The 23,499-nt window shown below is 58.2% G+C and carries 22 protein-coding genes and 1 pseudogene; 14 read left to right on the forward strand and 9 right to left on the reverse strand.

All coding sequences use genetic code 11. The annotated features are described in order from the left end of the window. The first annotated feature begins 188 nt into the window (after positions 1-188). The 3 genes from CRD20_RS02135 (at position 189) to CRD20_RS02145 (ending at position 5,337) form a co-directional block, all read left to right on the forward strand. Entirely contained in the window at positions 189-1,883 is a 1,695-nt protein-coding gene (locus tag CRD20_RS02135; protein WP_187404758.1) for an FAD-binding oxidoreductase, read from the forward strand. Between the two features lie 622 nt (positions 1,884-2,505). Further along, positions 2,506-4,089: a glycerol-3-phosphate dehydrogenase/oxidase gene (locus CRD20_RS02140; protein WP_070653222.1), complete on the forward strand. Its 1,584-nt coding sequence runs from the start codon at positions 2,506-2,508 to the stop codon at positions 4,087-4,089. A 96-nt stretch (positions 4,090-4,185) separates the two neighbouring features. Further along, entirely contained in the window at positions 4,186-5,337 is a 1,152-nt protein-coding gene (locus CRD20_RS02145) for a MalY/PatB family protein (protein ID WP_016423135.1), read from the forward strand. Positions 5,338-5,345: 8 nt separating this feature from the next. Here the strand turns inward: CRD20_RS02145 and CRD20_RS02150 are convergent, their stop codons facing one another. The 4 genes from CRD20_RS02150 to CRD20_RS02165 all read right to left on the reverse strand — a co-directional run bounded on the left by CRD20_RS02150 (position 5,346) and on the right by CRD20_RS02165 (position 8,976). After that, the gene (locus CRD20_RS02150; RefSeq protein ID WP_070653221.1) at positions 5,346-6,704 is read right to left on the reverse strand and encodes a phosphatase PAP2 family protein; all 1,359 of its coding nucleotides are present in this window, start codon (positions 6,702-6,704) and stop codon (positions 5,346-5,348) included. Between the two features lie 280 nt (positions 6,705-6,984). Continuing rightward, the gene (locus CRD20_RS02155) at positions 6,985-7,851 is read right to left on the reverse strand and encodes a 3-hydroxybutyryl-CoA dehydrogenase (RefSeq protein WP_016423138.1); all 867 of its coding nucleotides are present in this window, start codon (positions 7,849-7,851) and stop codon (positions 6,985-6,987) included. 184 nt (positions 7,852-8,035) lie between these two features. Beyond that, entirely contained in the window at positions 8,036-8,653 is a 618-nt protein-coding gene (locus CRD20_RS02160) for a hypothetical protein (RefSeq protein ID WP_070827329.1), read from the reverse strand. Then, positions 8,653-8,976 (reverse strand): putative quinol monooxygenase, encoded by a 324-nt coding sequence (locus tag CRD20_RS02165; protein WP_038629105.1) that lies wholly within the window; start codon positions 8,974-8,976, stop codon positions 8,653-8,655. The genes CRD20_RS02160 and CRD20_RS02165 overlap by 1 nt, the downstream gene beginning before the upstream one ends. Before the next feature lie 106 nt (positions 8,977-9,082). On the opposite strand from CRD20_RS02165, the gene CRD20_RS02170 reads away from it, so the two are divergent. Further along, positions 9,083-9,637 carry a gamma carbonic anhydrase family protein gene (locus tag CRD20_RS02170; RefSeq protein WP_005510604.1) on the forward strand — a complete coding sequence of 185 codons (555 nt, stop codon included), beginning with the start codon at positions 9,083-9,085 and terminating at the stop codon, positions 9,635-9,637. Between the two features lie 62 nt (positions 9,638-9,699). Here CRD20_RS02170 and CRD20_RS02175 read toward each other — a convergent pair whose 3' ends face one another. Then, positions 9,700-10,407 carry an isochorismatase family protein gene (locus CRD20_RS02175; protein WP_187404759.1) on the reverse strand — a complete coding sequence of 236 codons (708 nt, stop codon included), beginning with the start codon at positions 10,405-10,407 and terminating at the stop codon, positions 9,700-9,702. 171 nt (positions 10,408-10,578) lie between these two features. On the opposite strand from CRD20_RS02175, the gene CRD20_RS02180 reads away from it, so the two are divergent. Continuing rightward, positions 10,579-11,532: a DUF808 domain-containing protein gene (locus tag CRD20_RS02180; protein ID WP_070653217.1), complete on the forward strand. Its 954-nt coding sequence runs from the start codon at positions 10,579-10,581 to the stop codon at positions 11,530-11,532. On the opposite strand, the gene CRD20_RS02185 is transcribed toward CRD20_RS02180, so the two are convergent. Beyond that, positions 11,529-11,978: a YchJ family protein gene (locus tag CRD20_RS02185; protein WP_088611608.1), complete on the reverse strand. Its 450-nt coding sequence runs from the start codon at positions 11,976-11,978 to the stop codon at positions 11,529-11,531. The two genes, CRD20_RS02180 and CRD20_RS02185, sit on opposite strands and share 4 nt — an antisense overlap. Positions 11,979-12,145: 167 nt before the next feature. Further along, a complete protein-coding gene (locus CRD20_RS02190) occupies positions 12,146-13,579 on the reverse strand; it encodes a GuaB1 family IMP dehydrogenase-related protein (protein WP_070438731.1) in 1,434 nt (477 codons plus the stop codon). A 152-nt stretch (positions 13,580-13,731) separates the two neighbouring features. Here CRD20_RS02190 and CRD20_RS02195 point away from each other — a divergent pair, with 152 nt between their 5' ends. The 5 genes from CRD20_RS02195 to CRD20_RS02215 all read left to right on the forward strand — a co-directional run bounded on the left by CRD20_RS02195 (position 13,732) and on the right by CRD20_RS02215 (position 19,098). Then, entirely contained in the window at positions 13,732-14,982 is a 1,251-nt protein-coding gene (locus tag CRD20_RS02195; protein ID WP_049189376.1) for a glutaminase, read from the forward strand. A 98-nt stretch (positions 14,983-15,080) separates the two neighbouring features. Continuing rightward, entirely contained in the window at positions 15,081-15,953 is an 873-nt protein-coding gene (locus CRD20_RS02200; RefSeq protein ID WP_187404760.1) for a patatin family protein, read from the forward strand. Between the two features lie 295 nt (positions 15,954-16,248). Continuing rightward, a complete protein-coding gene (locus CRD20_RS02205) occupies positions 16,249-16,773 on the forward strand; it encodes a CBS domain-containing protein (RefSeq protein ID WP_005510587.1) in 525 nt (174 codons plus the stop codon). Positions 16,774-16,926: 153 nt separating this feature from the next. Beyond that, a complete protein-coding gene (locus CRD20_RS02210; RefSeq protein WP_255468676.1) occupies positions 16,927-18,066 on the forward strand; it encodes an MFS transporter in 1,140 nt (379 codons plus the stop codon). 147 nt (positions 18,067-18,213) lie between these two features. Next, positions 18,214-19,098 carry a hypothetical protein gene (locus CRD20_RS02215; RefSeq protein WP_070549903.1) on the forward strand — a complete coding sequence of 295 codons (885 nt, stop codon included), beginning with the start codon at positions 18,214-18,216 and terminating at the stop codon, positions 19,096-19,098. A gap of 99 nt (positions 19,099-19,197) precedes the next feature. Here CRD20_RS02215 and CRD20_RS02220 read toward each other — a convergent pair whose 3' ends face one another. Next, entirely contained in the window at positions 19,198-19,692 is a 495-nt protein-coding gene (locus CRD20_RS02220) for a 2'-5' RNA ligase family protein (protein WP_049189371.1), read from the reverse strand. Positions 19,693-20,014: 322 nt separating this feature from the next. Between CRD20_RS02220 and CRD20_RS11095 the strand changes: the two genes are divergently transcribed. Beyond that, positions 20,015-20,338 (forward strand): amphi-Trp domain-containing protein, encoded by a 324-nt coding sequence (locus CRD20_RS11095; protein ID WP_070859054.1) that lies wholly within the window; start codon positions 20,015-20,017, stop codon positions 20,336-20,338. Between the two features lie 16 nt (positions 20,339-20,354). On the opposite strand, the pseudogene CRD20_RS11100 reads toward CRD20_RS11095, so the two are convergent. Further along, positions 20,355-20,453 (reverse strand): annotated as a pseudogene (locus tag CRD20_RS11100) (YtoQ family protein); the annotation flags it as partial. Between the two features lie 194 nt (positions 20,454-20,647). Between CRD20_RS11100 and CRD20_RS02230 the strand changes: the two are divergent. The 3 genes from CRD20_RS02230 (at position 20,648) to CRD20_RS11270 (ending at position 23,456) form a co-directional block, all read left to right on the forward strand. After that, positions 20,648-20,956: a hypothetical protein gene (locus tag CRD20_RS02230; protein ID WP_005510705.1), complete on the forward strand. Its 309-nt coding sequence runs from the start codon at positions 20,648-20,650 to the stop codon at positions 20,954-20,956. 283 nt (positions 20,957-21,239) lie between these two features. After that, positions 21,240-22,952 (forward strand): SulP family inorganic anion transporter, encoded by a 1,713-nt coding sequence (locus tag CRD20_RS02235; RefSeq protein ID WP_187404762.1) that lies wholly within the window; start codon positions 21,240-21,242, stop codon positions 22,950-22,952. Between the two features lie 189 nt (positions 22,953-23,141). Beyond that, positions 23,142-23,456, forward strand: coding sequence for a DUF488 family protein (locus tag CRD20_RS11270; protein WP_005510592.1), 315 nt, complete (start codon positions 23,142-23,144; stop codon positions 23,454-23,456). The last annotated feature ends 43 nt before the right edge of the window (positions 23,457-23,499 follow it).

Consider the following 23,499-nt stretch of genomic DNA (forward strand, 5'->3'; position numbering starts at 1 on the left):
GTCAATACTGGCCTTTATGGGAGTGCGTTAATGCATCTAACTAAAGCTTACCAAGATTGATTGACATTTTTTGAGAAAACGTAACGTAATACCGCTATAATAAAAGATGTAAAGATGTGCTTCCGCGCAAGTTACATATAATTCCGCAGTTCAGACTCGCAGCACCGATGCCCAAGGAGAAGCTCAGGATGTCTAACAAGCTCACGATTCCGTACCGCATGCGCTGGTGGGGCTGGGGTGTTGACGGCAACGACAAGCCAATCACCACGGCCAGCGAGAAGCTGCTGCAGCGCGAAATCGGTATGTCGTTGGACGCAAACAACCCGCCGCGAAACATCGCCGACGTCACCATTCCCGATAGTCGCCTCAGCGCCGAGGATATCGAAGCCCTGGGCGCTGTTGTCGGCGCGGATGCCGTCGCCACCGACCACGACACCCGAGTCAAGCACGCGGTCGGCCGGTCCTACCCCGACCTGGTTCGCCTTCGCGCAGCCAAGCTCGATGTCGCCCCAGATGCTGTAGTGCTACCGAAAACTGAAAAGCACATCGAAGACCTGTTCAAGGTATGCGCTGAGCGCAAGATTGCAGTCGTCCCCTTCGGTGGTGGCACCTCGGTCGTCGGCGGCGTGGAGGCTGTTGACGGAGGCATGGGTAAGGCCATCGCAGTGTCCATGACCGCCTTTAACAAGATCATCGACATCGACAAAGTCGCTGGCACTGTCACCGCCCAGACCGGCGTTTTCGGCCCCGACCTGGAAAAGGAGCTGTCCAAGGCCGGCTTCACCGCTGGTCACTTCCCGCAGTCCTTCGAGTACTCCACTGTCGGCGGTTGGGTTTCCTGCCGCTCGGCAGGCCAAGAATCCTCTGGTTACGGTCGTATCGACCGCAACGTGATTGGCATGCGCGTCGTCACGCCAGCCGGCACCATGGAATTCCGCGACATGCCGTCGTCGGCATCCGGCCCGAACCCGCGTGAGCTTTTCCTGGGTTCGGAGGGCACCCTGGGCATCATCACGCATGTGACGATTGCCCTGAATCAGCGTCCACAAAAGGAGATGCTCTTCGACACCTACTTCTTCAACTCCTTTGAGGAAGCCGCCGAGGAGCTGCGCAAACTGGAGCAGAGCGGCAATATCCCGCACCTAGCACGCATCTCCGACGAGAAGGAGACGCTGTTCGGCCTCACTCAGCTGGGCTCCGCCAGCATGTCTGAGAAGGTCACAAAGTACCTGAAGCTGCGTGGCATCGACACCCCGTGCATGGTGATTTTTGGCTTTGCGCAGACGGATCCGGTCGGCGCCCGCGTCACCCGTGAGCGCCTGGCCGCTCGCCTGCTGACCAAGAAGTGCGTCCGCATGGGCTCCATCCCGGGCATGGCTTGGGTTAACCACCGCTTCTCCTCGCCGTACCTGCGCGATGTCATGATGACTCGCCGCGTCGGCGTCGACACCCTGGAGACCGCCACCACCTGGGATAACGCCGCTACACTGCGCCGCGAAATCGCCTCCGCAATGGAAGCCGCTGGCGAGACGCACGGCACCCCGGTGTACGTCTTCTGCCACATCTCGCACATGTACGAATCCGGCTGCTCGCTGTACTTCACGTACTTCTTCCGCGAGACCGAGGGCGAGATTCTCCAGCAGTGGATGGACATCAAGACCGCGGCGTCGGAGGCCATGATGAACTTTGGCGGCACCATCACGCACCACCATGGCATTGGCCAGGATCACAGCCCGCAGTACTACGAGGAGAACACCGAGTTGTTCGCCAAGGTTATGCGTGCAATTAAGGACGAACTCGACCCTGCTGGCATCCTCAACCCGGGCAAGTTGGCTACCGGTCCGCGCTCCTTGGAAGAGCGTTACGACGGCAACATGATTTAACCCTGTTGCCGCCGGCTTCGGCTAGCGAGCTAGACTGACCAGTTCGCTGGCGTAGATTTCCGGCGACGTTGGGCCGTCATAAATAAACAGTGAAACGTAATCGTCAAGGGTAAAAGATTCAAGTGCTGCGGTCATTGTCGCTGTCGCTTCTTCCTGGGATCCCAAGCGAAGATGCCCGGATAGTGGGATGGTCGGCTCAATCGGTGCGATTTCGTCCGTGCGACCGCAAACAGCGTGGCGTTTTAAATACCTAAGCGTGCTTTTCTAGTTACGACCTGTCTGGGGTGGCACGGACTGGAGACAGCAGCAACACATCTGCAGCGATGGTGCAATAGCAGCGAAAGCTCGGTTCATGGACTCAGAGCGGTTGGACGCTGGGTGCATAGCCATCGAGGTGTCTCCTTCCTTGTAATCCCGGGAAATGATTCGCAACTAAGAAAGATCTCTTGAATCAATATCCGTGCCGGTCGTTGATAATGAACAACTTAGTCTATTTCTAAGCGCCTTGCAATGGGGTACGCCCGAAATAGTTCACACTCACTACGCACTCCACAACTTCATCACTTACGCCAGATAGTTTCATCACTATTACCGTCTCCGGGAAAGTCGAGGAAGAAAGACTATGACTGCCACGCACGCTCCTCAGCGCGATCGCTCAGCTGCGGTTTTGAACAAGGCTCGTCGGCAAGCGGACTTGAATCGTCTACGCGAAGAAACCGCTAAGGGCGATATCCCTGATCTGCTGGTCATCGGCGCCGGTATCACTGGTGTCGGCATCGCTTTAGATGCGGCGTCGAGGGGTTTGAAAACCGTTCTCGTCGAATCGAAGGACCTCGCTTTCGGCACCTCTCGTTGGTCATCGAAGCTCGCCCACGGCGGACTGCGCTATCTTGCCAGTGGCAATGTCGGTATCGCTCGCCGCTCAGCTATTGAACGTGGTGCGCTGCTCGACGTCACCGCTCCGCACCTGGTGCATAACCTGCCACAGGTTGTACCGGTGATGGACAAATTCGCACCGTTGACCCGGGTTTTGCCGCGTTTAGGCTTCTTGGCCGGTGACTTTCTACGCATTATCGCTGGTACCTCCGCCACTACTCTGCCGTTGTCCCGCACTGTCAGTTCCCGCCGAGTCAGCCAGCTTTCGCCGACGGTCCGTAAGCGCGACGTGAAATTCGGCTACGTCAACTACGACGGTCAGTTGCGTGACGACGCACGCTTGGTCACCGCTATCGCTCGAACTGCCGCCAGCTACGGTGCAACTATTCTGACCCGGGTGCGCTGCGAGAACGCCTCTGGAACGAGCGCCACACTAATCGACGAGCTCACTGGCGATTCCTTCGAGCTGCCGGCTCACGCTGTGGTCAATGCCACTGGTGTGTGGGCCGCAGACCTAGCGACGAACATCAAGATTCGCCCATCTCGCGGCACGCACCTGGTTCTTGACGCCGCGAAGCTAGGCAACCCTACCGGCTCTCTGACGGTACCGGTTCCTGGTCACACCAACCGTTTCTGTTTTGTCCTGCCCGCAGAGCACAACCGCGTCTACATTGGCCTGACCGACGAGGATGCACCGGGCCCGATTCCGGACGAGCCGGAAGTACCGGAGGATGACATCGTTTTTCTGCTCGATGTCATCAACCAGGCCCTCGAGGTTCCGCTCACTCGCGACGATGTCATCGGCGCTTTCGCCGGTCTGCGTCCTCTCATCGACACCGGCGAGGCGCATACCGCGGATCTCTCCCGCGAGCACGCCTTATTGGAGGCCCCGAACGGCCTGATTTCCATTACTGGGGGAAAGCTCACCGAGTACCGTCTAATGGCGGAGCAAACCGTGGACAAGGTTGCGGAAAAGCTCGGTGTTTCGCTTGCTCCGTGCTCCACCCGCACCATCCCTGTGCTGGGCTCCGAGCCAGAGGAGCTCGACCGCGCTCGCACCGCTGCCGCTGCCGGCCGTATCCCGATGCCGCTGTTTAACCGCTACGGTGCCGAATCCTTCGAGGTCATCGAATCCTGTCCGCTCGACCGACCGCTCGACCCGGTAGCGGAGGGTCTCGATGTCACCCGCGCCGAGTTCGCCTGGCATGTGACGCACGAGGGAGCTCTCAGCGTCGACGATATTCTCGATCGCCGCACACGTCTGGGGCTGGTCAAGGCTGATCGCGAAGCTGCCCTGCCAGCTGCTCAGGAGGCACTGGGGCTGGCCTAGCGCTGGCCATTGCCGCGGCTGCTTCTGATGCGGCCGTAGCTACTGGTTAAAGCAGAGGTCTTCGGACTTCCCGCTTTTTCTGTATACACGGAAACTATGAGTGTAAATAACGCTGTCACTTTCCCCTCCCTCGATGAACTCCGCTCCCGCAGGACAGTCAAATGGACCGCATATTCACCGGACGTGCTGCCACTGTGGGTCGCCGAATCCGATGCCACAACCTGCCCTGCCGTCAGTGCCGCAATCGACGAGGCGTGTCAGCGCGAACAATTCGGATACCTCTCGCAGGACATCACCGCGCTTACGACCGCAACCGCAGACTTTTCTGCACAACGCTACGGATGGCGCCCGAACCCCGACAATATCTTTGCCGTCGCTGACGTCGTCCGCGGTGTCACACTCGCGGTTGAACGCTTCACCCGCCCCGATTCCGCAATTGTCGTCCCCACTCCCGCCTACATGCCGTTTTTCCAGGTAGGTCCCGCGCTGGGACGCGAGACAGTGTGCATTCCCACGCTTGCCGACGGCCCGGATCTCGGCGCCCTCGAACGCGCCTTCGCCGACGGTGCCGGTTGCCTAATCTTGTGTAACCCGAATAATCCTCTCGGCTTTACCTACTCCCCCGAAAAACTGCGTGAGATTACCGATTTAGCCGCTCGCTTTGGTGCGCGCGTTATCTCAGACGAGATTCACGGCCCAGTTGTTCTAGATGGCACTCACACTCCAACCGCGTCGGTGTCGGATACCGCGGCGGCCGTGACTATCACGGTGACTGCTACCTCGAAGGGCTGGAATACCGCCGGCCTCAAGTGTGCGCAAATCATCTTTAACGACGAAGATGCCAAAACCTGGCTGGAGCTGCCCTTCATTGTTCGCGAAGGCGCTTCTATTCTTGGTGTCGCCGCGACCACCGCCGCCTACCGCGATGGCGTGCCCTGGCTGGACAATTTTGTCGATGTCCTGCGCACCAACCGTGAGACTCTGCGAACACGTTTGTCCACTATTGCGCCACAGGCTCGCTTTACCCCACCGCAAGCATCATTTTTGGCGTGGTTGGACTTGGGTGACGTGCCTGGTGTTGACAGTGAGGACCCAGCTGCGTGGCTGGTTGAAAACGCCAAAATAGCACTCAACCCCGGCTTCGCATTCGGCGAAGGCGGGGTTGGGCATGTGCGGCTTAACTTTGCGACCTCCCCGGAAATCCTCGGTGAGGCCCTGGACCGTCTTGACGCGGCCCTGCGCTTGTAGTTGACGTTTTAGTTGGTGACAGTGACGCTGCCGTCGGCGTTGACAACAACGTTGGAGGCCAGAGCGCGAGCCAGGTTCATGCGAACGTGCTGGCCCTCACCGTCAGTGCGATCGAGCGGGTAGCCGGATGGGATTGCGGTCTGAGCGAGGACGGAGCTGCGCTGTTCCTCAGTCAGCTGCGGGAAGCGGGTCTCCAGCAAACCTGCGTAACGCTTCGGAACAACAACTGGCTCGTTAGCCGGGCCAACCTGCTTGAAGTCGTAGGTCATGCGTTCGGTGTACTGCTGAACGGCAGCTGCGGTGCTCATGTACGGAGTGTCCTTGGCAACGCAGTTGGCGATGGTGTCGCTACAGCGGTACTCGAGCTCCGTACGCAGCTCATCCATGGCTTCTTCGATGAGTGGGCGGAACTCTGGGTCTGCCCAACGATCAGCTGCGGCCTGGTTGCCCATCATGCGGCCGCCCATAACGTCCAGCGGGTAGTGGACGCCCATGACAAGGCGAGAATGACCAGCCTCGGACGCACGCGCCTGAATCTGCGGTGCAACCTCCGGCAGCATCATAGCCAGCATGGTTGAAGTCCATGCAGCCTTGTTGGTGTGGCCCGACGGGTAGGACGGGGTGGTCGAGTACGGGTCGTCCTGACCTTCGCGGTAGTAGCGCTCGATGCGCTCCGGCGCCACCACAAATGGGCGATCGTAGCCGTAGACGTACTTCTCGAAGAAGGTCGAGCTGACCAGACCGCCGCCGCGAGCAAGGTTGCCGGACAGCAGGGCCTTTACCTTCGGCAGGCGATCCTCGTCGTAGGCATCACGGAAGTGCTGGCCCAGGTTTGCACCGAAAGCAGTGGAAATATTGGCCAGTGGGTCCAGGTAGTCGTCATCAAGAGCGAGTTCCTGTGCCTGCGGGTCATTCTTGGCAGCGTTGTTAATGCGGACGACCGTTTCGAGGTTCTGGTCCATAACCTCTGGGTGGTTCTTCTCCAGCTCCACGAAAGGATGCACAACGTAGAAGTAGAACCAGTTATCGGTGGCGGCATCCGACGGGTACGCGCGTGCAATCTGGTCCGGGCGATACGAGGTTGGCTTCGGCGCATTCGGGTCGGTGTTTTCACCGGAAGATGACGGCAGCGAGATGGAATCCGGGACCTCGAAGCCACCGCCGGGGAGCTTGATTCCATCTGGAGCTGCCACATTAGCTGGAAGATCAGAAACAGAGTCCAGGCGGTTGCCGAGCTCGGCCAACGGGTTGACCGGAGCTGCCACGGCCGTTGCCGGTGTAAGCCCCATTACAACTGCCATTGCTGCGGTAGCAGCGCCGACGCGAGTACGTGTTGCAGTGCGCTTGTGCGGCTTCAAAGAAGACACTGAAGCATTCCTTTCCAGATTGCTGCGTGGGAGGCACCAGTTGTGAAGTGCTCTATAAGCCAAGGTCTGACAAAATCTTCACTTATGTTAAGCGCACTGTGAGGTTTCGGCGCGTTGAAAAGAAACAAGTTTTCAAAATGCTAGGGCCAATCGTGGGAACTTTCCCCCTTAGACTCCGGGTTTTCACTGATAAATGCATAAAAGAAACCGGTTGGCGGGACAAAAGCCCGTCAACCGGTAAGAATTCAATACTCGCCCCAAACGGGGCTAAAAGCGTGGACTACTTGGAGTAGTCGTAGAAGCCACGGCCGGACTTGCGACCGAAGTGACCCGCCTCAACCATGCGCTTGAGCAGCGGAGGTGCCGCGTAAGTCGGCTCCTTGTACTCATCGAACATGGCATCGGCAATGAACTTGATGGTGTCCAGACCAACCATGTCGGCCAGAGTCAGCGGACCCATCGGGTGCGCACAGCCATTGACCATTCCGGCATCGATGTCTTCTGCAGTAGCAATGCCGTCCTGCAGCATGCGAATAGCGCCGAGGATGTACGGAACCAGCAGGGCGTTAACAATGAAGCCCGAGCGATCCTTAGCGCGAATGACGGTCTTGCCCAGCGCCTCGGAAGCGTACTCGTACGCACGCTCCGACTGAACATCACCGGTCGTCAGAGTAACGACATGCTCTACCAGAGGCAGAACCGGAACCGGGTTGAAGAAGTGCAGACCCATGACGCGCTCCGGGCGCTTGGTAGCTGCAGCAATGGACTGAATCGGCAGCGAGGAGGTGTTGGAAGCCAGGATGGCATCTTCCGACTCAACAATTTCATCGAGCTGCGAGAATACGCTGGCCTTTACTTCTGGGTTCTCCACGATGGCCTCGATGACCAGCTCACGGTCAGCGAAGTCTTCCAGCTTGGTGGTGAAGCTAATACGCCCCAGAATCTCATCACGTGCAGACTGCTCTAGCTTGCCACGGGAAACGGCCTTATCCAGCGACTTTTCAATACGGGCGCGACCGGACTCAAGGAACTCCTCCTTGGCCTCCCAGACCTTGACATCGCTACCGGCCTTCGCACAGACCTCAATAATTCCGGAGCCCATCTGACCGGCGCCGACGATACCTACTCGCGAGATACTATTTGCCATTGGCGTGTTTTCCTACCTTCTACTCTGGGTTATTAGTCAGCATTGTGCTTCATCCGAGTGCGCATTCGCTTGACGACGATCACAGCGCACTGGCTTTATCTACACGCTACTCACTTCCCCGGTTCCCCGGGCACGCTTTGCAGGACTTTTTACTTGAATTTCCCCCACGAGGTCTGGGCAGCGGCTAGAACTGCATACGTTTTTCCAGCGCCTGCTGAATATCTTCCAGCTGCTGCTGAGAAGAGCGTGCCAACTCTTGCAGGTCGTTTCCGCCATGCTTTTCCAGTTCTTCCCACTGGCCGAGCACCTTATCCAGGCTGCCTTCCATCAACGTCAGATAAGCCATATCTGCGTGCGGCCCCTCCTCGTTTTCGAGGCGAGTCATGGTGGCGGTGTCGAGCTTGGTCTCAGACGGATCGACATCGACGCCGAGGGTCTTGACTAGCTGTGCTTCCTCTTCAGCAAAGATTGGCTCCGCCTGCTGCGCAATCTTTCGGGTCTCTTCCGAGACCGTTTCCTTCGCAATTAGCGTCTGCGATGCTGTCTTCAGCGCCGCAGTATCTGCCGCCAGCTGAGCCAAGTTATCCCGAATGGCGGCGGTGGAGGCAACAGCACTCTGCTCCTGGCTTGACTGATTCTGGTTGCTCTCCAGGGCTGCCTCATCGCTATCCCCACAAGCACTGAGACCAACGACGAGAGCAGAGGCCAGCACAGCGGAGCCAATACGCAGGCCACGTCCAATCAGGGAATAGGTGTCGCTACTGGAAGCGGCTGCGCTATCGCGAATGGTGTCTGAGGACATTAGTCGACCTGCAGCTCGCCCATGCGATCCCAGTCCTGCTTATCTGGCAGCACCTGCGAGACAATCTTCGGGGTCTCAGCGAGCAGCGGCTTCATCGCCTCCAGGCCCTTGGCGAAGTGCTCGGAATTGACGTGGGCTTCACCAGCGTCATCATCGAACGCCTCGACGAGGATGTACTGGTTGGGGTCTTCTACGCTGCGAGACCATTCAAACCACTTGTTGCCAGCCTCTGCGCGGGTGGCAGCGGTGAACTCAGCGACGTGGTCCATCCATTCGTCGGCAAACTCCGGCTTAACTTGGTAATTCACAACGATAAAAATCATGTCGCCCACTGTATGCGCGTCCAAGCAGAATTGCACCCTTCGACGAATAGAGTTTCGCTGAGAATTTTTCTTACGCTGACCTCAGGTGACAGTTATATTGGTTTGTATGATGAACACTCCGCTCATTCTCACCTACCAAGATAAGACCCCACGCATTCACTCCAGCGCCTGGATTGCGCCCGGCGCGGTCATTATCGGTGATGTCGAAATCGGTGCGGATAGCTCCGTGTTCTACGGTTCTGTTCTCCGAGGAGACGTCGCACCGATCCGCATCGGCCAGCGCACCAATATTCAGGACAACTCCACAGTCCATGTCGACCGAGGTGTGCCCACAATTCTCGGCGATGATGTCACCGTCGGACACATGGCCTTGGTCCACGGCACCACGGTTGAAAATGGTTGCCTCATCGGCATGAAGTCCACCCTGCTTTCGCGTTCCCGTATCGGCGCTGGCAGCCTCATTGCTGCAGGTGCCGTGGTGTTGGAAGATCAGATTATCGACCCCAGGTCGCTGGCTGCAGGCGTTCCCGCCAAGGTGCGTCGTGAACTCTCCGCCGAGGAAGCAGAGGGCTTCATCGCCCATGCAGGGCGTTATGTGGAAACAGCGTCCAACCACCGCCACCTCCGCGAGGTCGACCTGGATATGGTGACTTTTAACTAGGCGGCTGCCGAGGCGCCTAGCTAAGCGGCTAGGCGGATTGTTTGACGGTCAACGTCGCAGCACTACACCACTGTCGCGCCCGCCGCGGCCAATTCCGCTAGTGCAGCCTTGCCGCGCTCCGGGTCCACCGCCGCGACCTGATTGCTCAGAACACGAACGGAAAAGCCCTCCTTGAGGCCATCGAGCACTGTGGCGCGGACGCAGTGGTCAGTCGCAACTCCCACCACATCGATTTCTTCGATGTCAGAGGCGCGGAGAGCGTCGGCAAGCGAAACGCCAGCCTCCGTTGTTCCCTCGAAACCGGAGTAGGCGGCGGCGTACTCCCCTTTTGTGACATCGATACGCACAGCAGCGGGGTTGAGCTGCTCAAAAAACGCGATGGCGCGCTGCATGCCGGGGTGAATCTCTGCGCCCGGGGTACCTGCAACACAGTGTTTCGGCCAGGTATCGACGAAATCCGGGGTTTCAGAGAAATGCGTGCCCGGGTCGATGTGATTGTCACGGGTGGTCGCAAGAACCGAGTACTTGTTAACCGTGCCCGCAACATGCAGATATGTAGCGGTGCACGCTGCCTCAGCACCGACGACGGCAAGTGCGCCACCCGCGGAAAAATCATTCTGAGCGTCGACTACTACCAGTGCCATGCGGGGACGCGCCGGGCGCTGTTGTTCCTCGGAGTGGGCATCGTTGCTGGTGTCTGCCGCGGTGCCAGCGTTGTCCGAGTTGTCCGCATTGACCTGTCGGTAGATTTCGGAGAAGGAAGCGTTCATGGCCTATATCTTGCCACGTGCTCACATTCAGAGAAGCACGTGAACTATCGGCCGGACATCGACGCCCTACCGACAACACAGAGTCAATCCGGGAAAGCGGTTAAAATTGCTCCGGTAATTCTTTGATACGACGACGGCTCCTGGTCGCGTCCTCCAATACGGGAGGTTTTTATGGCAGGCGGACTTGTCGCGCTGCTTGACGACGTTGCCACGATTGCACGCGCTGCAGCGGCAACAACAGACGATATTGCGGCTGCGGCCGGCAAAGCTAGCGCTAAAGCCGCCGGTGTTGTGGTTGACGACGCTGCGGTGACACCTAAATTCGTCGAGGGTGTCTCGCCGAAACGCGAGCTGCCGATTATTTGGCGTATCGCCAAGGGCTCCTTGGTCAATAAAATTGTCATTATTCTGCCGATTGCATTGCTGCTAAGTCAGTTTCTGCCCTGGGCGCTGACGCCGATTTTGATGCTCGGTGGCTCCTACCTGTGCTTTGAGGGCATGGAAAAGGTCTGGGAGAAGATTAAGCACCGAATCTCTCCCGATCAGACTGAGCAGGAGCGGATGGAGGCGGCGACTAACCGCACACCTCAGAATGAAGATTCGCTGGTGAAGTCTGCAATTTTCACAGACTTGATTCTCTCTGCGGAAATCATGGTGATTTCTCTCAATGAGGTCGCTGATCAGCCGCTGCTCAATCGCGCGCTGATTCTTATTGTGGTGGCACTCATCATCACGCTTGCGGTCTACGGCGTGGTGGGCCTCTTGGTCAAGATTGATGACATTGGCCTGCACCTGCAGTCCAAGAAGTCAACCGGTATCAGCAAGTTTGGTGCTGCGCTGGTCAAAGCCATGCCAATCGTTCTGAACACGATCGGCATTATCGGCACGTTTGCCATGTTGTGGGTCGGTGGACACATCATGGTGGTCGGCCTCGACGAGCTGGGCTGGCATCTCCCCTACCAGCTGGTCCACAACCTTGAGCAGCAGTTTACCGGCGGCTTCCTCGGCTGGTTGGCCAACACCACCGGCTCACTGATCTTCGGCACCATCTGGGGCGCAATCATTGTGGCGATTGTCGCCGTGCTGCCATTCGGCCACGGCAAGCACAACAAGTCTGACGCTTAGGAGTACGTGACCTCGCCGTCGACGTAGACCCAACGTCGCGCACGACGAACAAAACGGGAACGCTCGTGCATCGTGCCGACACCGTCATGGTCATGAAAAGCCGCTTCAAATTCCACGATGCCTTCGCGGTCATCCTCGCCGCCATCGACAGCGTTGATGATGGTGAGTCCTTCCCATTCCACACCGTCATCGACATTGATAACTTCCGGGCGGTAGCGCGGATGCCACGTCCGCCAGATGTAATCCGCCTCGTGGGCAGCGTAAGCGCTGTACCTCGCTGCCATCAGCTCAGCTGCGGTCACCGCCTCCCGCTCACCGCGGTGCAGCGGGCCACAGCACTGCCCGTAGAGTCCCCCACCACACGGGCACAAATCGGAATCAGTAACGCGGGCGCGAGCGAAAAATGCGTTCCCGCTTCCTGCTCTAGCACCGTTTCCTGCTACCAATCCAGACTCCGTTACAGCACTATTTTCTCTTACCTGCCGACCCATAATCGCCAGCCCCTCCCCAATCTCGCACGTGGTACTAAACACGTCCTAACAACGTCTTTACATACCTACCAATTGGCCCGCAGCACCGCTAGTCGGCTTAGCCCCGAGAGGCTTGACGACGGCTACCGCGTCGCCCTCGGCATTCCTTCCGCAAAGCCCGCAGCGGATTGAATTCCCACCACTGCCCGCTCAGCGAACTGCTCGATGGTGGCCGAACCCGCGTATGTGAACGAAGAACGTACGCCCGAGATAATGCGATCGATCTGGTCCTCCACGCCTTCGCGGCCTGGCTCCAGGTAGATTTTCGCAGTCGAGATGCCCTCTTCGAACATCTCGCGCCGGGCCTTCTCAAAGGCCTCTACCTGTGCATTTCGGCTCTCCACCGCACGGTGTGAAGCCATGCCAAAGGACTCCTTGAACATGCGCCCGTCGACGTCCTTTTGGACATCCCCTGGGGACTCGAAAGTACCGGCAAACCACGAGCCAATCATCACGTTGGACGCACCCGCAGCCAACGCAAGCGCAACATCGCGAGGATCCTTCACTCCACCATCAGCCCAGACATGCACGCCGCATTCACGGGCAGCTGCAGCGCATTCGAGCACGGCAGAAAACTGTGGACGCCCAACTCCGGTCTGCATTCGGGTTGTGCACATCGCACCCGGACCGACGCCGACCTTAATAATGTCGGCTCCCGCCTCCGCTAGGTCGCGAACACCATTGGCGGTCACGACATTGCCAGCGGCAATTGGCACAGGTGGGTTGAGCGCGCGGACTCGTCGTAAAGCACGGAGCATCGATTCCTGATGACCGTGGGCGGTATCGACAACGAGCACGTCGGCACCTGCGTCGAGCAGTGTCTTCGCGCGCCCTTCAACATCACCGTTGATGCCAAGCGCCGCACCGACGCGCAGCTTGCCCTCAGCGTCGACAGCGGGCTTGTAAAGCGTCGCACGCAGCGCGCCCTTACGCGTGAGAATACCCACCAGCGCGCCATCGGCGTCCACCACTGGAGCGAGTTTGCGCCCGGAAGCAGTGAGCTGGTCAAAAGCGTCACGGGGCTCAATATCGGCCGGAAGCGTAAATAGCGAAGTGGACATGAGCGTCCCCACCTGCGCAAAGTTGTCAACGCCCGCCAGATCACGGCCGGTAATCAGCCCAACCGGTTTGTTGTCTTCCACCACCACTGCCGCACCGTGCGCGCGCTTCGGCAGAAGATGGCGCGCATACCCCGCGGTGTGGTGAGGCTTGACGACGATCGGAGTGTCGAAAACCAGCCCAGCGGACTTGACCTTGCGGATGGTCTCAGCGGCAATGTCAGCTGGGACGTCCTGCGGCAGGATGGCAATTCCGCCTCGGCGAGCGGTGGTTTCGGCCATCCGGCGACCGGAGATGGCCGTCATATTGGAGACGACAATCGGAATGGTTGTGCCGGTGCCATCATCGGTGGCCAAATCGACACCCATGCGAGAGCCGACGGATGACTTTGACGGCACCATGAAGACATCGCTGTAGGTCAACTCGTAGGGCGCGGACTGATTGTTGAGGAATTTCACACACCCCAGGATATGCCGATTTTTCCGGCGCGCACGGTGAGAGTGCACAGAGGTGAGCATCAGTGGCTGACCTCGCCTGGTGTAGGTTCGAACGGGACTCCATTGACTCAACCGGGATTTTTCAGCCCAGGAAAGATGCTTAGCAGAATCTGATGAAAACGCCGATCAAAGATTACTTGTCCGAAATCGTCGAATCCGTCCGCCCCGATGAGTCTGGCGAGGTAGCGGACTATATTCCCACCCTTGCCCAAGCTAATCCCGACCGCCTGGCACTTGCTATGACCACCGTGTCAGGTCGCACCTACGCCACGGGCGACACCGATACTGAATTCACCATTCAGTCGATGTCCAAGCCCTTCGCTTATGCCGCAGCCATCACCGAGCACGGCACAGACAAAATCGACAGCATTGTGGGCACCGAACCTTCCGGTGAGGCCTTCAACGAGCTGTCGCTGGAGCAGGGCACGCACCGACCAAAGAATCCGATGATTAATGTCGGTGCACTGACCATCAACCAGTTCGTATGCCAGCCAGGTGCCAACTGGAAGACTCGCACCAAGCACATGGTGGAGCTTCTCTCAACTTTGGCTGGCCGTAAGCTCCGCGTTGACTACGATGCCTATGAATGCGAAATGGACACTGCCCATCGAAACATGTCCATCGCACATATGCTGGCAGCTTACGGTTTCATCGAAACCACGCCCCACGATGCTGTCCGCGGCTACACCGCACAGTGCTCCGTGCTGGTCAACACTCGCGATGTCGCCATGATGACCGCAGTGTTGGCCAACGGTGGCGTTAACCCGGTCACCAATCAGACTGTGCTCGGCCGCTCGGTTGTTCGCAGAGTCTTGTCCGTGATGGCTATTGCCGGCATGTATGACGAGGCCGGTGAATGGTTTACCGAGGTCGGGATTCCCGCCAAGAGCGGTGTCGCCGGCGGCTTGCTGGGAGCGCTGCCTGGACAGGCGGGTCTTGCAGCCTTTTCGCCGCGATTGAACGACCACGGCAACAGCGTCCGCAGCATTGCCATCTTCCGGAAGCTCTCCGAAGATTTGGGTCTTCATCTCATGGATGCCGATGCGATTGGTTCGCGTGCGCTGCGCGGTACGCGCGTCAGCAATGGCCGCTCGATCATCGAGATTCAGGGCCCAGTCAACTTCACTGCGGCCGAGATCATTCTCAACAGGTTGGCGACTTCCACACCGTCGGAAAGCGAAGTTGTCTTCGACGTCAGCCGCGTTGGCATTGTCAACCCGGTGGGACGCACGTTGATTCTGGAAGCGATGCGACGTCTGAGCCATGACGGCAAGGAGATCTTGTTCTACGACCCGGAGGGCGTACTGCCGAACCCAGATATGGGCGAGGGGCTGCTGCCAGTCATCCTCCAGGATGCGCCGTAAACTGCGCTAACCGAAATCCAATATGGTGACGTTCGGGTAGTCTTGAACGATCGTAACGCCCGAAAGGCAGCAGCGCGAGAACAACCGGAGGGATGTAAATGCAGGTCAGCGATGTGGCATTAGTCTTCGAGGGCGGAGGGACTCGCAATAGTTACACGGCACCTTTCGTCGAGCGGCTACTTCGCGAGAGCATCGATGTCGGCTGGGTCGGTGGCGTAAGCGCCGGCGCCTCTCACGTGGTCAATTACCTTTCCCGGGATATCCAGCGCTCTATAAATAGCTTCACTGACTTCATCGCGCAGCCGGACAGCAGTGGCTGGCGCCCAATGTTGCGCGGGCGCGGCTATTTCGATGCCGAGTACATCTATGAAGACGCGGGACTTCCCGACGGCGCCATGCCCCTGGATTACGAGACTTTTAAGAACAATCCAACTCCCTACCGGATTTCTGCTGTCCGAGCGGATACGGGCGAGACCATCAACTGGGGGCCAGACGATATCCCAGATCTACCTACGCTGATGAAGTACACTCGCGCCAGTTCGACCATTCCGGGCGTCATGCGTATGCCCTATATTGATGGCGTTCCGTTCGTCGACGGTGCACTGGGATCATCAGGTGGCATTCCCATTAATGCCGCCGAAGCAGATGGTTTCAAGAAGTTCCTCATCGTTCTGACTCGCCCGAAGGGATTCCGTCGCACCGCCCCTAAGCGCCCACAGCTACTGCGCCAGATTTTCCGCAGTAACCCGGTGGTGGCTGAGCTGCTTATCACTAGACACGAGCGCTACAACGCCTCTCTCGATTGGGCTGCTGAGCTTGAACGAAAAGGCCAAGCATATGTTTTCTACGCCAATAACATGAGTATCACAAAGGCGGAGCGGAGACGGTCGAAGCTGCTGCACAACTACGAGCTCGGCCGGGCGCAAGCTGATGCCGAATGGCCAGCAATTCGAGAGTTCATGGGCTTATAGCTTCCGCCACCTTTAGGAAGCTTTTCGTTCATTCCTCTTTACTGTGTACGTAACCTTGTGTTAACCTTTGCGTAGCGAACAACCTCGTTAGGTAAGGCTCCTATATCCACATAGGCCGCTGCCCTGCACTTTATCGAGAGTTTCGAAAGACTCTCGAAGCAAGGGTCCATCTCAAGTGGCCACCTTTAGTTACGGCATTACATTGCCAACACTCTTAGGCGGGGAGCCATAATTTTTCAATCAACAGAAATTCCCTCCTAGCAAAGGAGCTGGGATACCTGGAAAAGGATCCACAATGACACAGACACAGAACACCATCGCCAACTTCTTCAAGCCGAAGTCTTCAATCAGCCCGTACAGCCTCCTGCCTGACACCGTAAGCATGCACATGACGGATTCTTACGTTGCACTGCCGGAGGACATCACGGTCGGTGAGGCACTGAGCACCTACGCAGCCGAATTTGCTGGTCTCGATGACGATACCTGTGTCTTCCTCGTCGACGATGAAGGCTACCTGACCAGCGATATTACGCTGAAGGAACTCCGTGAGTACGCCGACCGCGATGCCTACATGAACACCGTCGGCGCCCCGGTGAAGGTCTTTGTCAAGCCCGAGGATCCAGCTGCAATCAGGGCTCGCCAGCTTATTGACGGGCCACTCAGCGAGCTGCCCGTCGTCCGCAGCGGCAAGCTGGTAGGTGTCCTCACCGACCGCATCTCTGAGCGCATTCTTGGCAGGACAAAGGCAGCTAAGAAGTCAAAGAAGTCCAAGGGATTCTTCTCGCCGATTACCGCGTTCTTCGGCGCCGCCAATAACTAGGGCGACTAACTTGGGTAGACGACCCGAGTGACTCAATAGGCCAGCTAGCGTTTGTTAGCTGGCCTATTGTTGTTACCACACTGTTCTATCCCCACAGATGAGAGCCCTCAGGAGGCAACCGTGATACGAGACTGGATTCGGGTAGCCCTGGGCATGTTCGCGGTTGCGTTTGGAGCCAACCTCTTCGCACCACTCTTGCCCGCGTATCGAATAACCGATGCTCTCAACCAGTCCCAGGTCACCTTTCTCTTCGCCATCTACGTCGCAGGACTCATCCCCGCGCTACTCATCTGCGGCCCACTTTCCGACCGGCTCGGCCGTCGCGCCATCATCCGGCCTGCACTCATAACCTCTGTCGTTGGCTCAGCCGTCCTACTCACCGGCATCTGGTTCCACTTCCCATCACTTCTGGTAGGACGTCTTATCATCGGCATTTCGATGGGCATGGTAATGGCCGCCGGTGCCTCGTGGATCAAAGAAATTGCGCCCGTCGCACCTCAAATTTCTGCCCGGCGCGCAACCGTTGCACTCTCCGCCGGATTCTCCCTCGGCCCCCTGGCTTCCGGGTTGGTCGCAGAATTCACCCCGCGCCCTGATGTCATCCCCTATCTTGTTCATCTCGCACTGCTGCTGTTTATCGCACCAATAACATGGAACGCTTCCGGAGGACTTCCAAACGCAGCGCACAGCGACTCTCCGCAACGGTTCTTCTCCTCCGCCACGCTTAGCCCGAGGTTCCTGTGGGCAGTCGCCGCTTGGGCACCGTGGGTCTTCGGCGCTGCGTGCACATCCTTCGTCGTCCTGCCAACAATCGCCGAATCCCGCTACCCCATCGCCTTCGCCGGGCTCATCGCCTGTATCACGATGGGCACCGGCGTTTTGGTGCAACCACTGGTCACTCGCATCAGTTCCAGCAGCTTTATCCCGCCAGCTATTTTCGGTCTTGGCTTAACGACGGTCGGAATGCTGCTCAGCCTTATCGTCGCACTCACCCAGAATGTGTGGAGCGTTTTCCCCGCTGCTCTGGCCCTCGGTGCCGCGTACGGCGTGATGATGGTCTCCGGCCTCCGCGAAGTGCAAATTATCGCACCGCCTGCCGAGCTGGGCGCTGCGACTGCTATCTACTATTCGCTGACCTATGTTGGTTTCTTCGCTCCTTTTGTTATTTCCTTCGCGGCACCGAAGTTCGGGTTCGTGCCCGTTTTCATCTTCGGTGCGATTATTGCGTTGGTATCCACGTACCCCGTGGCAAAGGTTGCACAGTCTGCGGTGAGGTCCGACGGAGCGTCGTAAAGCAGACGCGACTGAAATTCTTGATTTTTGGGAAGCGTGCTGAGCCGAGCTCTTGTATTCTTTCTTTCACAAAAGATTGGCTCCGGCTCAGGACATCTGAGCAGGTTGCATAGGTTGTTCAAATTCAGCTCGATGGAATGAGGAATCATGAAGCAGCGCAGCTCTGGAATGTGGAAGAAAATTGCGACAACCGTCGTCGCAGGTTGTACAAGCGCCGCCCTGCTCACCGCATGCGGCTCGGGGGAAGAAAGCAGCAATGCCGGTGGCGAGGCAGGCAAAGAGTCGACCAGCAAGATGACGAAGGCAGACGGGTCAGCTCCAGCTGCAGCCGAAGATCAGCTCCTGCTCACTAATGAAGTTCAAGGTGTGGACTTCTCCGGAAACAAAATCACCGGGTTCAAAGATGCCATGGAGATGTTTTCGGAAGACTCAATGAAATTTGAACCGGCCGAATGCGCCACTTTCACCAACTCAACTGAGGAATTGGAGAATGCTGCCGGTGCTTACACGGACATTAAGGAAGAGAACGTCGCTGTCAGCGTCTCAGTATTGAAGAACACTGATGCGTACCAGAAGTACGAAGACAGCCTCGAAAAGTGCTCCGACGTGACAGCTACGATGGATGCTTCCGACATTCTGAAAGACTCCATGGAAGGTCAGGAGATTTCTCCTGAGATGCAGGACATGTTTAATGACATGGACATGACGACCACAATGAAACTGCACCGAGAAAAGTGGGAGCCAAATCTTTCCGTCAAGCCAGCTGAATTCACTGCACACGAGACCAGTGCGAACATCAACGCCGGTGGCACGGATACTACGGCCACCAGCTACGACATTGTCGGCATCGTCAACGGCGTAATGGTAATGGTGTCCGCCGCCCCGACTCCGGATGCATCAGCTGGCAACATGGAAAACACGACGGATCCCATGCAGATTCCAGAGGCGACCCCAGAGTCCAAGGAAGCGGCAAAGAAGCGCGCCTTGGAGGTCTTCGATGCCCAGGCAAAGAAGATTATGGATGCCGCTTAGTTTTTCTTCTTAGGCTACTGTTTTCTGAAACCACAGTTTTTGTGAAGTAGCGGGGACGTAATCGCTGAGGCACAGCAGCACACAAGTACTGGAGTCTCCCTAGAACTCCGTTAATTCCTGCACTTTGGGACTCCAGAACGCAGCGCGTGGTGCACTAAGAGTTTTGAAGTGCGGGCTTGTTAGTTCATCAAGAGCCCGGACGTAACCGGGAACCATATCCCGCGGGATTCGCAGCCCCATAGTCAGGTGCGGAATCCAGCGGGAGCCGCGACCTTCAGGGTTAAGACGACTGATCTCGCGAGCAGCTTCTTCCAGCTCATCGCTTGTTTCTAATAACCATGCGACAGTCTGTTTACTCTTTGTCCCGAACACCACCGTTCCTACCCTGCGAAATTCCGCAGGCATCAGCGGTGGGAGAATTTCGGCTGCTCGTTGGATTACCTCCGGGCTCATGGTCGGTGCGAAAGTAACGGTGATGTGGGGCTTTTGATTCTGCTGCGGGAATCCACGCTCTGCCAGTTGCACAAAGATCTCTTTAATCTGCGCCTCTTGCTCAGGCAGAAGGTACATCAGGATGTTGTCGGGTGACACCATGTGACGTTTACTCCTCCCCTATTGCTGTCGGTCGACACGTTTGAAGCACTTTCCAAGGGCGCCGTTACTAAAGCTCCTCACCTAAGGCACTTAGGACCTTGCACCCCAGAGCATAGCGTAGGGATTTTCCACAATTTATAACCTACCTATAGACATTTCTAGCCTCTTATTATTTCTCCTGGTAATAACTACTTTTATTGGGATAATGGAGATGGATAAGCTTCCTGAAAGCTTTCTAGACCATCTTCAAAGACAGTGTGGAGTGACGGCCAATTCTCCGCACTGCACAAATACCGACACGGCTGGAAAGGTAAGTAAAGACATGGCACCGAAACCTAAAAAGATTACGCCCCCGAAGAATCAAAAGCTGGTGAAGAGCAAGGCAAGCTTCAACCGCGATGAGCTCGCGGATCTACTGGAGACGCTGGCAGCTCGCATCCGCGCCGGGGAAATGACTCTCGGCACTGGCGAGTCCACGGTGACGATGACCATGCCGACATCGTTTAATACCACGATGGAAGTCGTCGATTCTCGAAAGCGTGCTGGCATCGAGCGCGAGCTGGAGCTGGAAATTGACTGGATGGTCGACGAGGCTGGCGAGCCCGTTGAAAAACCTGGACCAGCATCTGGCTTCGCAATCTCCTAGCGGGCTTGTTGCTGTCCGGTTTGTTCCGCGCAGCACAGTAACCTGCATCGAAGGCGGCGTTCCACTGTTTGTACTGGTCGCCGAAACAACTCACTACCGCTCGCCATTTCCGCAGGTCACAGTAAACAGACCTGAGTCGTTTTGGTCGGTTTTGCGTCCTTTGGCTGTCATTTACCGCTGCGGCACTGGCCGACAAGCAAGCCGTCGTCAAGCAACACCCAATTACACCCGTCAGGCACCCACGCCTCCCCACATCGCATGAGGTGACGCTAACCTAATTCAGGAAAATTCGCGACGAAGGGAACGCGCATGGCCAAGGGCAAGAAAGGCGACAAGGGCAAGAAGAAGGACGCCGCCAAAGCCAAGAAGAAGGCTGCGGCAACGACCTCGCTACGCCTGCCCGAATACTCGAAGGCCGAGGCCAAAGCCGCGAAAAAGCTCGCCGGCAAGGACCCCTTTAAACTGGCTGCGATGACGCCGAAGAAGAAGTGCTGCAAATCCGGCATCCGCTGCCTGCGCTGCCCCGTGGTGCTACACAAGCTCAATCGCGAGATCAAAAACGGCGAAGTCGACCATGCCGCCCTGCTGCTCGTCGCCGCGAAAGCCCGAATCCGGTAGCCGGTCCTCGCCCCCAGCCCGTCGTCAGGCCCGACCCATGAGCAGTGGTGTCGCGCTCTGTATGGCACTGGTACAGATTCTCCTGGGCTGTTTGCTCTTCAGACACCGGCTCACACGCGTCACTCCAAGTACCGCGACAACGATCCACGGAACTCCCGCCAGGTCAGGAAGTTTTATTCCGTCGACATGAGGCCTCGGCCAGAACCAGGAATGTGACCGTCGGAGGATGACACCTTGTGTATCCTTTGAGTGTCATTGAGCCCTGAAGGAGCAAGAAAGTAGCATGACCCGCCCCTCCTCCGCCGCCTCTACGGTGGGCATCCGGTCCCGTGCCCTGCGTTTCGCACCGCGCCGCTCGGACTGGTCCCGCGCGACAATCGGGCGCGACCTCTCGGCAGGCCTCATGGTGGCCCTCGTCGCCCTCCCCCTCGCACTCGGCTTCGGCGTTGCGTCCGGTGTCGGCGCGGCGGCCGGAATTACGACGGCCATCGTCGCGGGTATCCTGGCCGCAGTCTTCGGCGGTAGTAACGTCCAAGTAAGCGGCCCGACCGGCGCAATGACCGTCGTGTTAATCCCCATCGTGGCCAACCATGGTGCCGATGGGGTGCTCGTCGTCGGCGTGCTGGCGGGGCTCATGCTGCTCTTGCTGGCGTTCACCGGCGCTGGCCGCGCGATGAAGTACATGCCACTACCTGTCGTCGAAGGTTTCACCGCCGGTATTGCATTAATCATCGGCCTCCAACAGCTGCCCGCAGCACTCGGTGTTGACGTGGACGGCGAGAAAGTCCTCGGGTTGGCGTGGGGCTCAATCAAAGCTTGGTTAGACGCTCCGGCATGGCAGGCGCCCGTGATGACCATTGCGGTGGCGGCTGGAATCGTGCTTGCTGCGCGCATTCGTAGCGGCTTCCCCGCGGCACTGGTATTGGTAGCTGCCGCGACGGCCATCAACATGCTGGCCGACGGCGGTCTGAAGACAATCGGGTACATCCCGTCGACGTTGCCTGCTCCACGCTGGCCACAGATCCCGTGGGAGCACCTGGATTCGCTTCTGTTGGCAGCAGTCGCCGTCGCAGCTCTCGGCGCGTTGGAATCGTTGCTATCCGCGACGGTTGCCGACGCAATGACTGTCGGCGACCGGCACGATCCCGACCGCGAGCTCTTCGGACAGGGCGTGGCCAACGTCGTCGCGCCCCTGTTCGGCGGGATTCCCGCGACCGCCGCGATCGCCCGAACTGCCGTCAATGTGCGGGCAGGCGCAGGCACACGCCTGGCAGCGGTGTTCCATTCGCTGCTGCTGCTCGTCGCCGTACTCGTCGCGGCCCGGTGGGTGGGCGAGATTCCTCTCGCCGCGCTCGCCGGCGTGCTCATCGCCACTGCGATTCAGATGATCCACCCGCGGAACCTCCGCTCGGTGATACGCGCCACCAAGGGCGACGGGGCCACCCTGCTCATCACTGCTGCCGCCACCGTCGTGTTCGACCTTGTCGTCGCCGTACTCATCGGCCTTGTTATGGCGGGCTTCTTCGCACTGCGCGATACCGCCCGCACGGCGGTGCTGGAAGCCGCCCCGCTAGACGGGGGAGACCACCGCGACAAGGAGCGTGAGCTTCTCGACGAGCACATCGCCGCCTTCCGTATGGAAGGCCCCCTCTTCTTTGGTGCAGCGCACGATTTCCTCCTCGAGCTCGCTGATGTCTCGTCGGTCAAGGTTGTCGTGCTCCGCATGCGCTACGTTACGACGATCGACGCCACCGGCGCCCAGATGCTCGCCGACACGATTGGGCGCCTCGAACGCCGCGGTACCAGGGTCCTGCTCGCAGCCACGAAGCCCGAACATATTCCGGTGTTGCGCGAACTCGGCGTATTCGACCAACTTGCGCACGAGAATCACGTCTTCGACAACACTCTCGACGCCATCGCCCACGCCCGACTGCATGCCGCACGCATTCAGCATGAAGAGTCTGATGGCGCACCCGGGACGCCGCAGAGTCAATAGCTTGGCTGAGCCAGACAATGGTCACTCCGTCGCAGTCGCCCCTGCGATCGTGGGTCCACATCCCCATCGCGCGATGCTTGAAAAACCTTTACACGTTGCACTTAAACTCCTCGACGTGTCGTTGCAAAGTCACCTTCTCATTCGTGAAGCCGATGTGGGTGTAACCGCTTGGCGCGTAGCATTGGCGACATGCGCATTTTCACCGTGGGCCACTCCAACCTCGAGTTCGAGGACTTCGCTGAAATGATCGAGGCTGCCGGTGTGGCATCCATCGTGGATGTGCGCAAGCTTCCCGGGTCCAGGAAGTACCCGTGGTTCAACGGCGACCACCTTGCCGAACACCTTCCTACATGTGGCATCACTTACAGCAGAAGCGAGGGCCTCACCGGGATGGGCGTGGACGTCAACGTGAAGATCTTGGACAACTTCGCCACGCATGTCGCCCCCGCGTTGGGTTGGCAGCCGAATCACGAAGGCCCAGTTACCGGCTATCCCATCGACTAATTCCTGCAGGTCGCCAGCTCTTCGCTTCAATGTCAGTTCAGCG

It is taken from the genome of Corynebacterium sp. LK33, assembly GCF_014334955.1.
Classification (GTDB): Bacteria; Actinomycetota; Actinomycetes; order Mycobacteriales; family Mycobacteriaceae; genus Corynebacterium; species Corynebacterium jeikeium_D.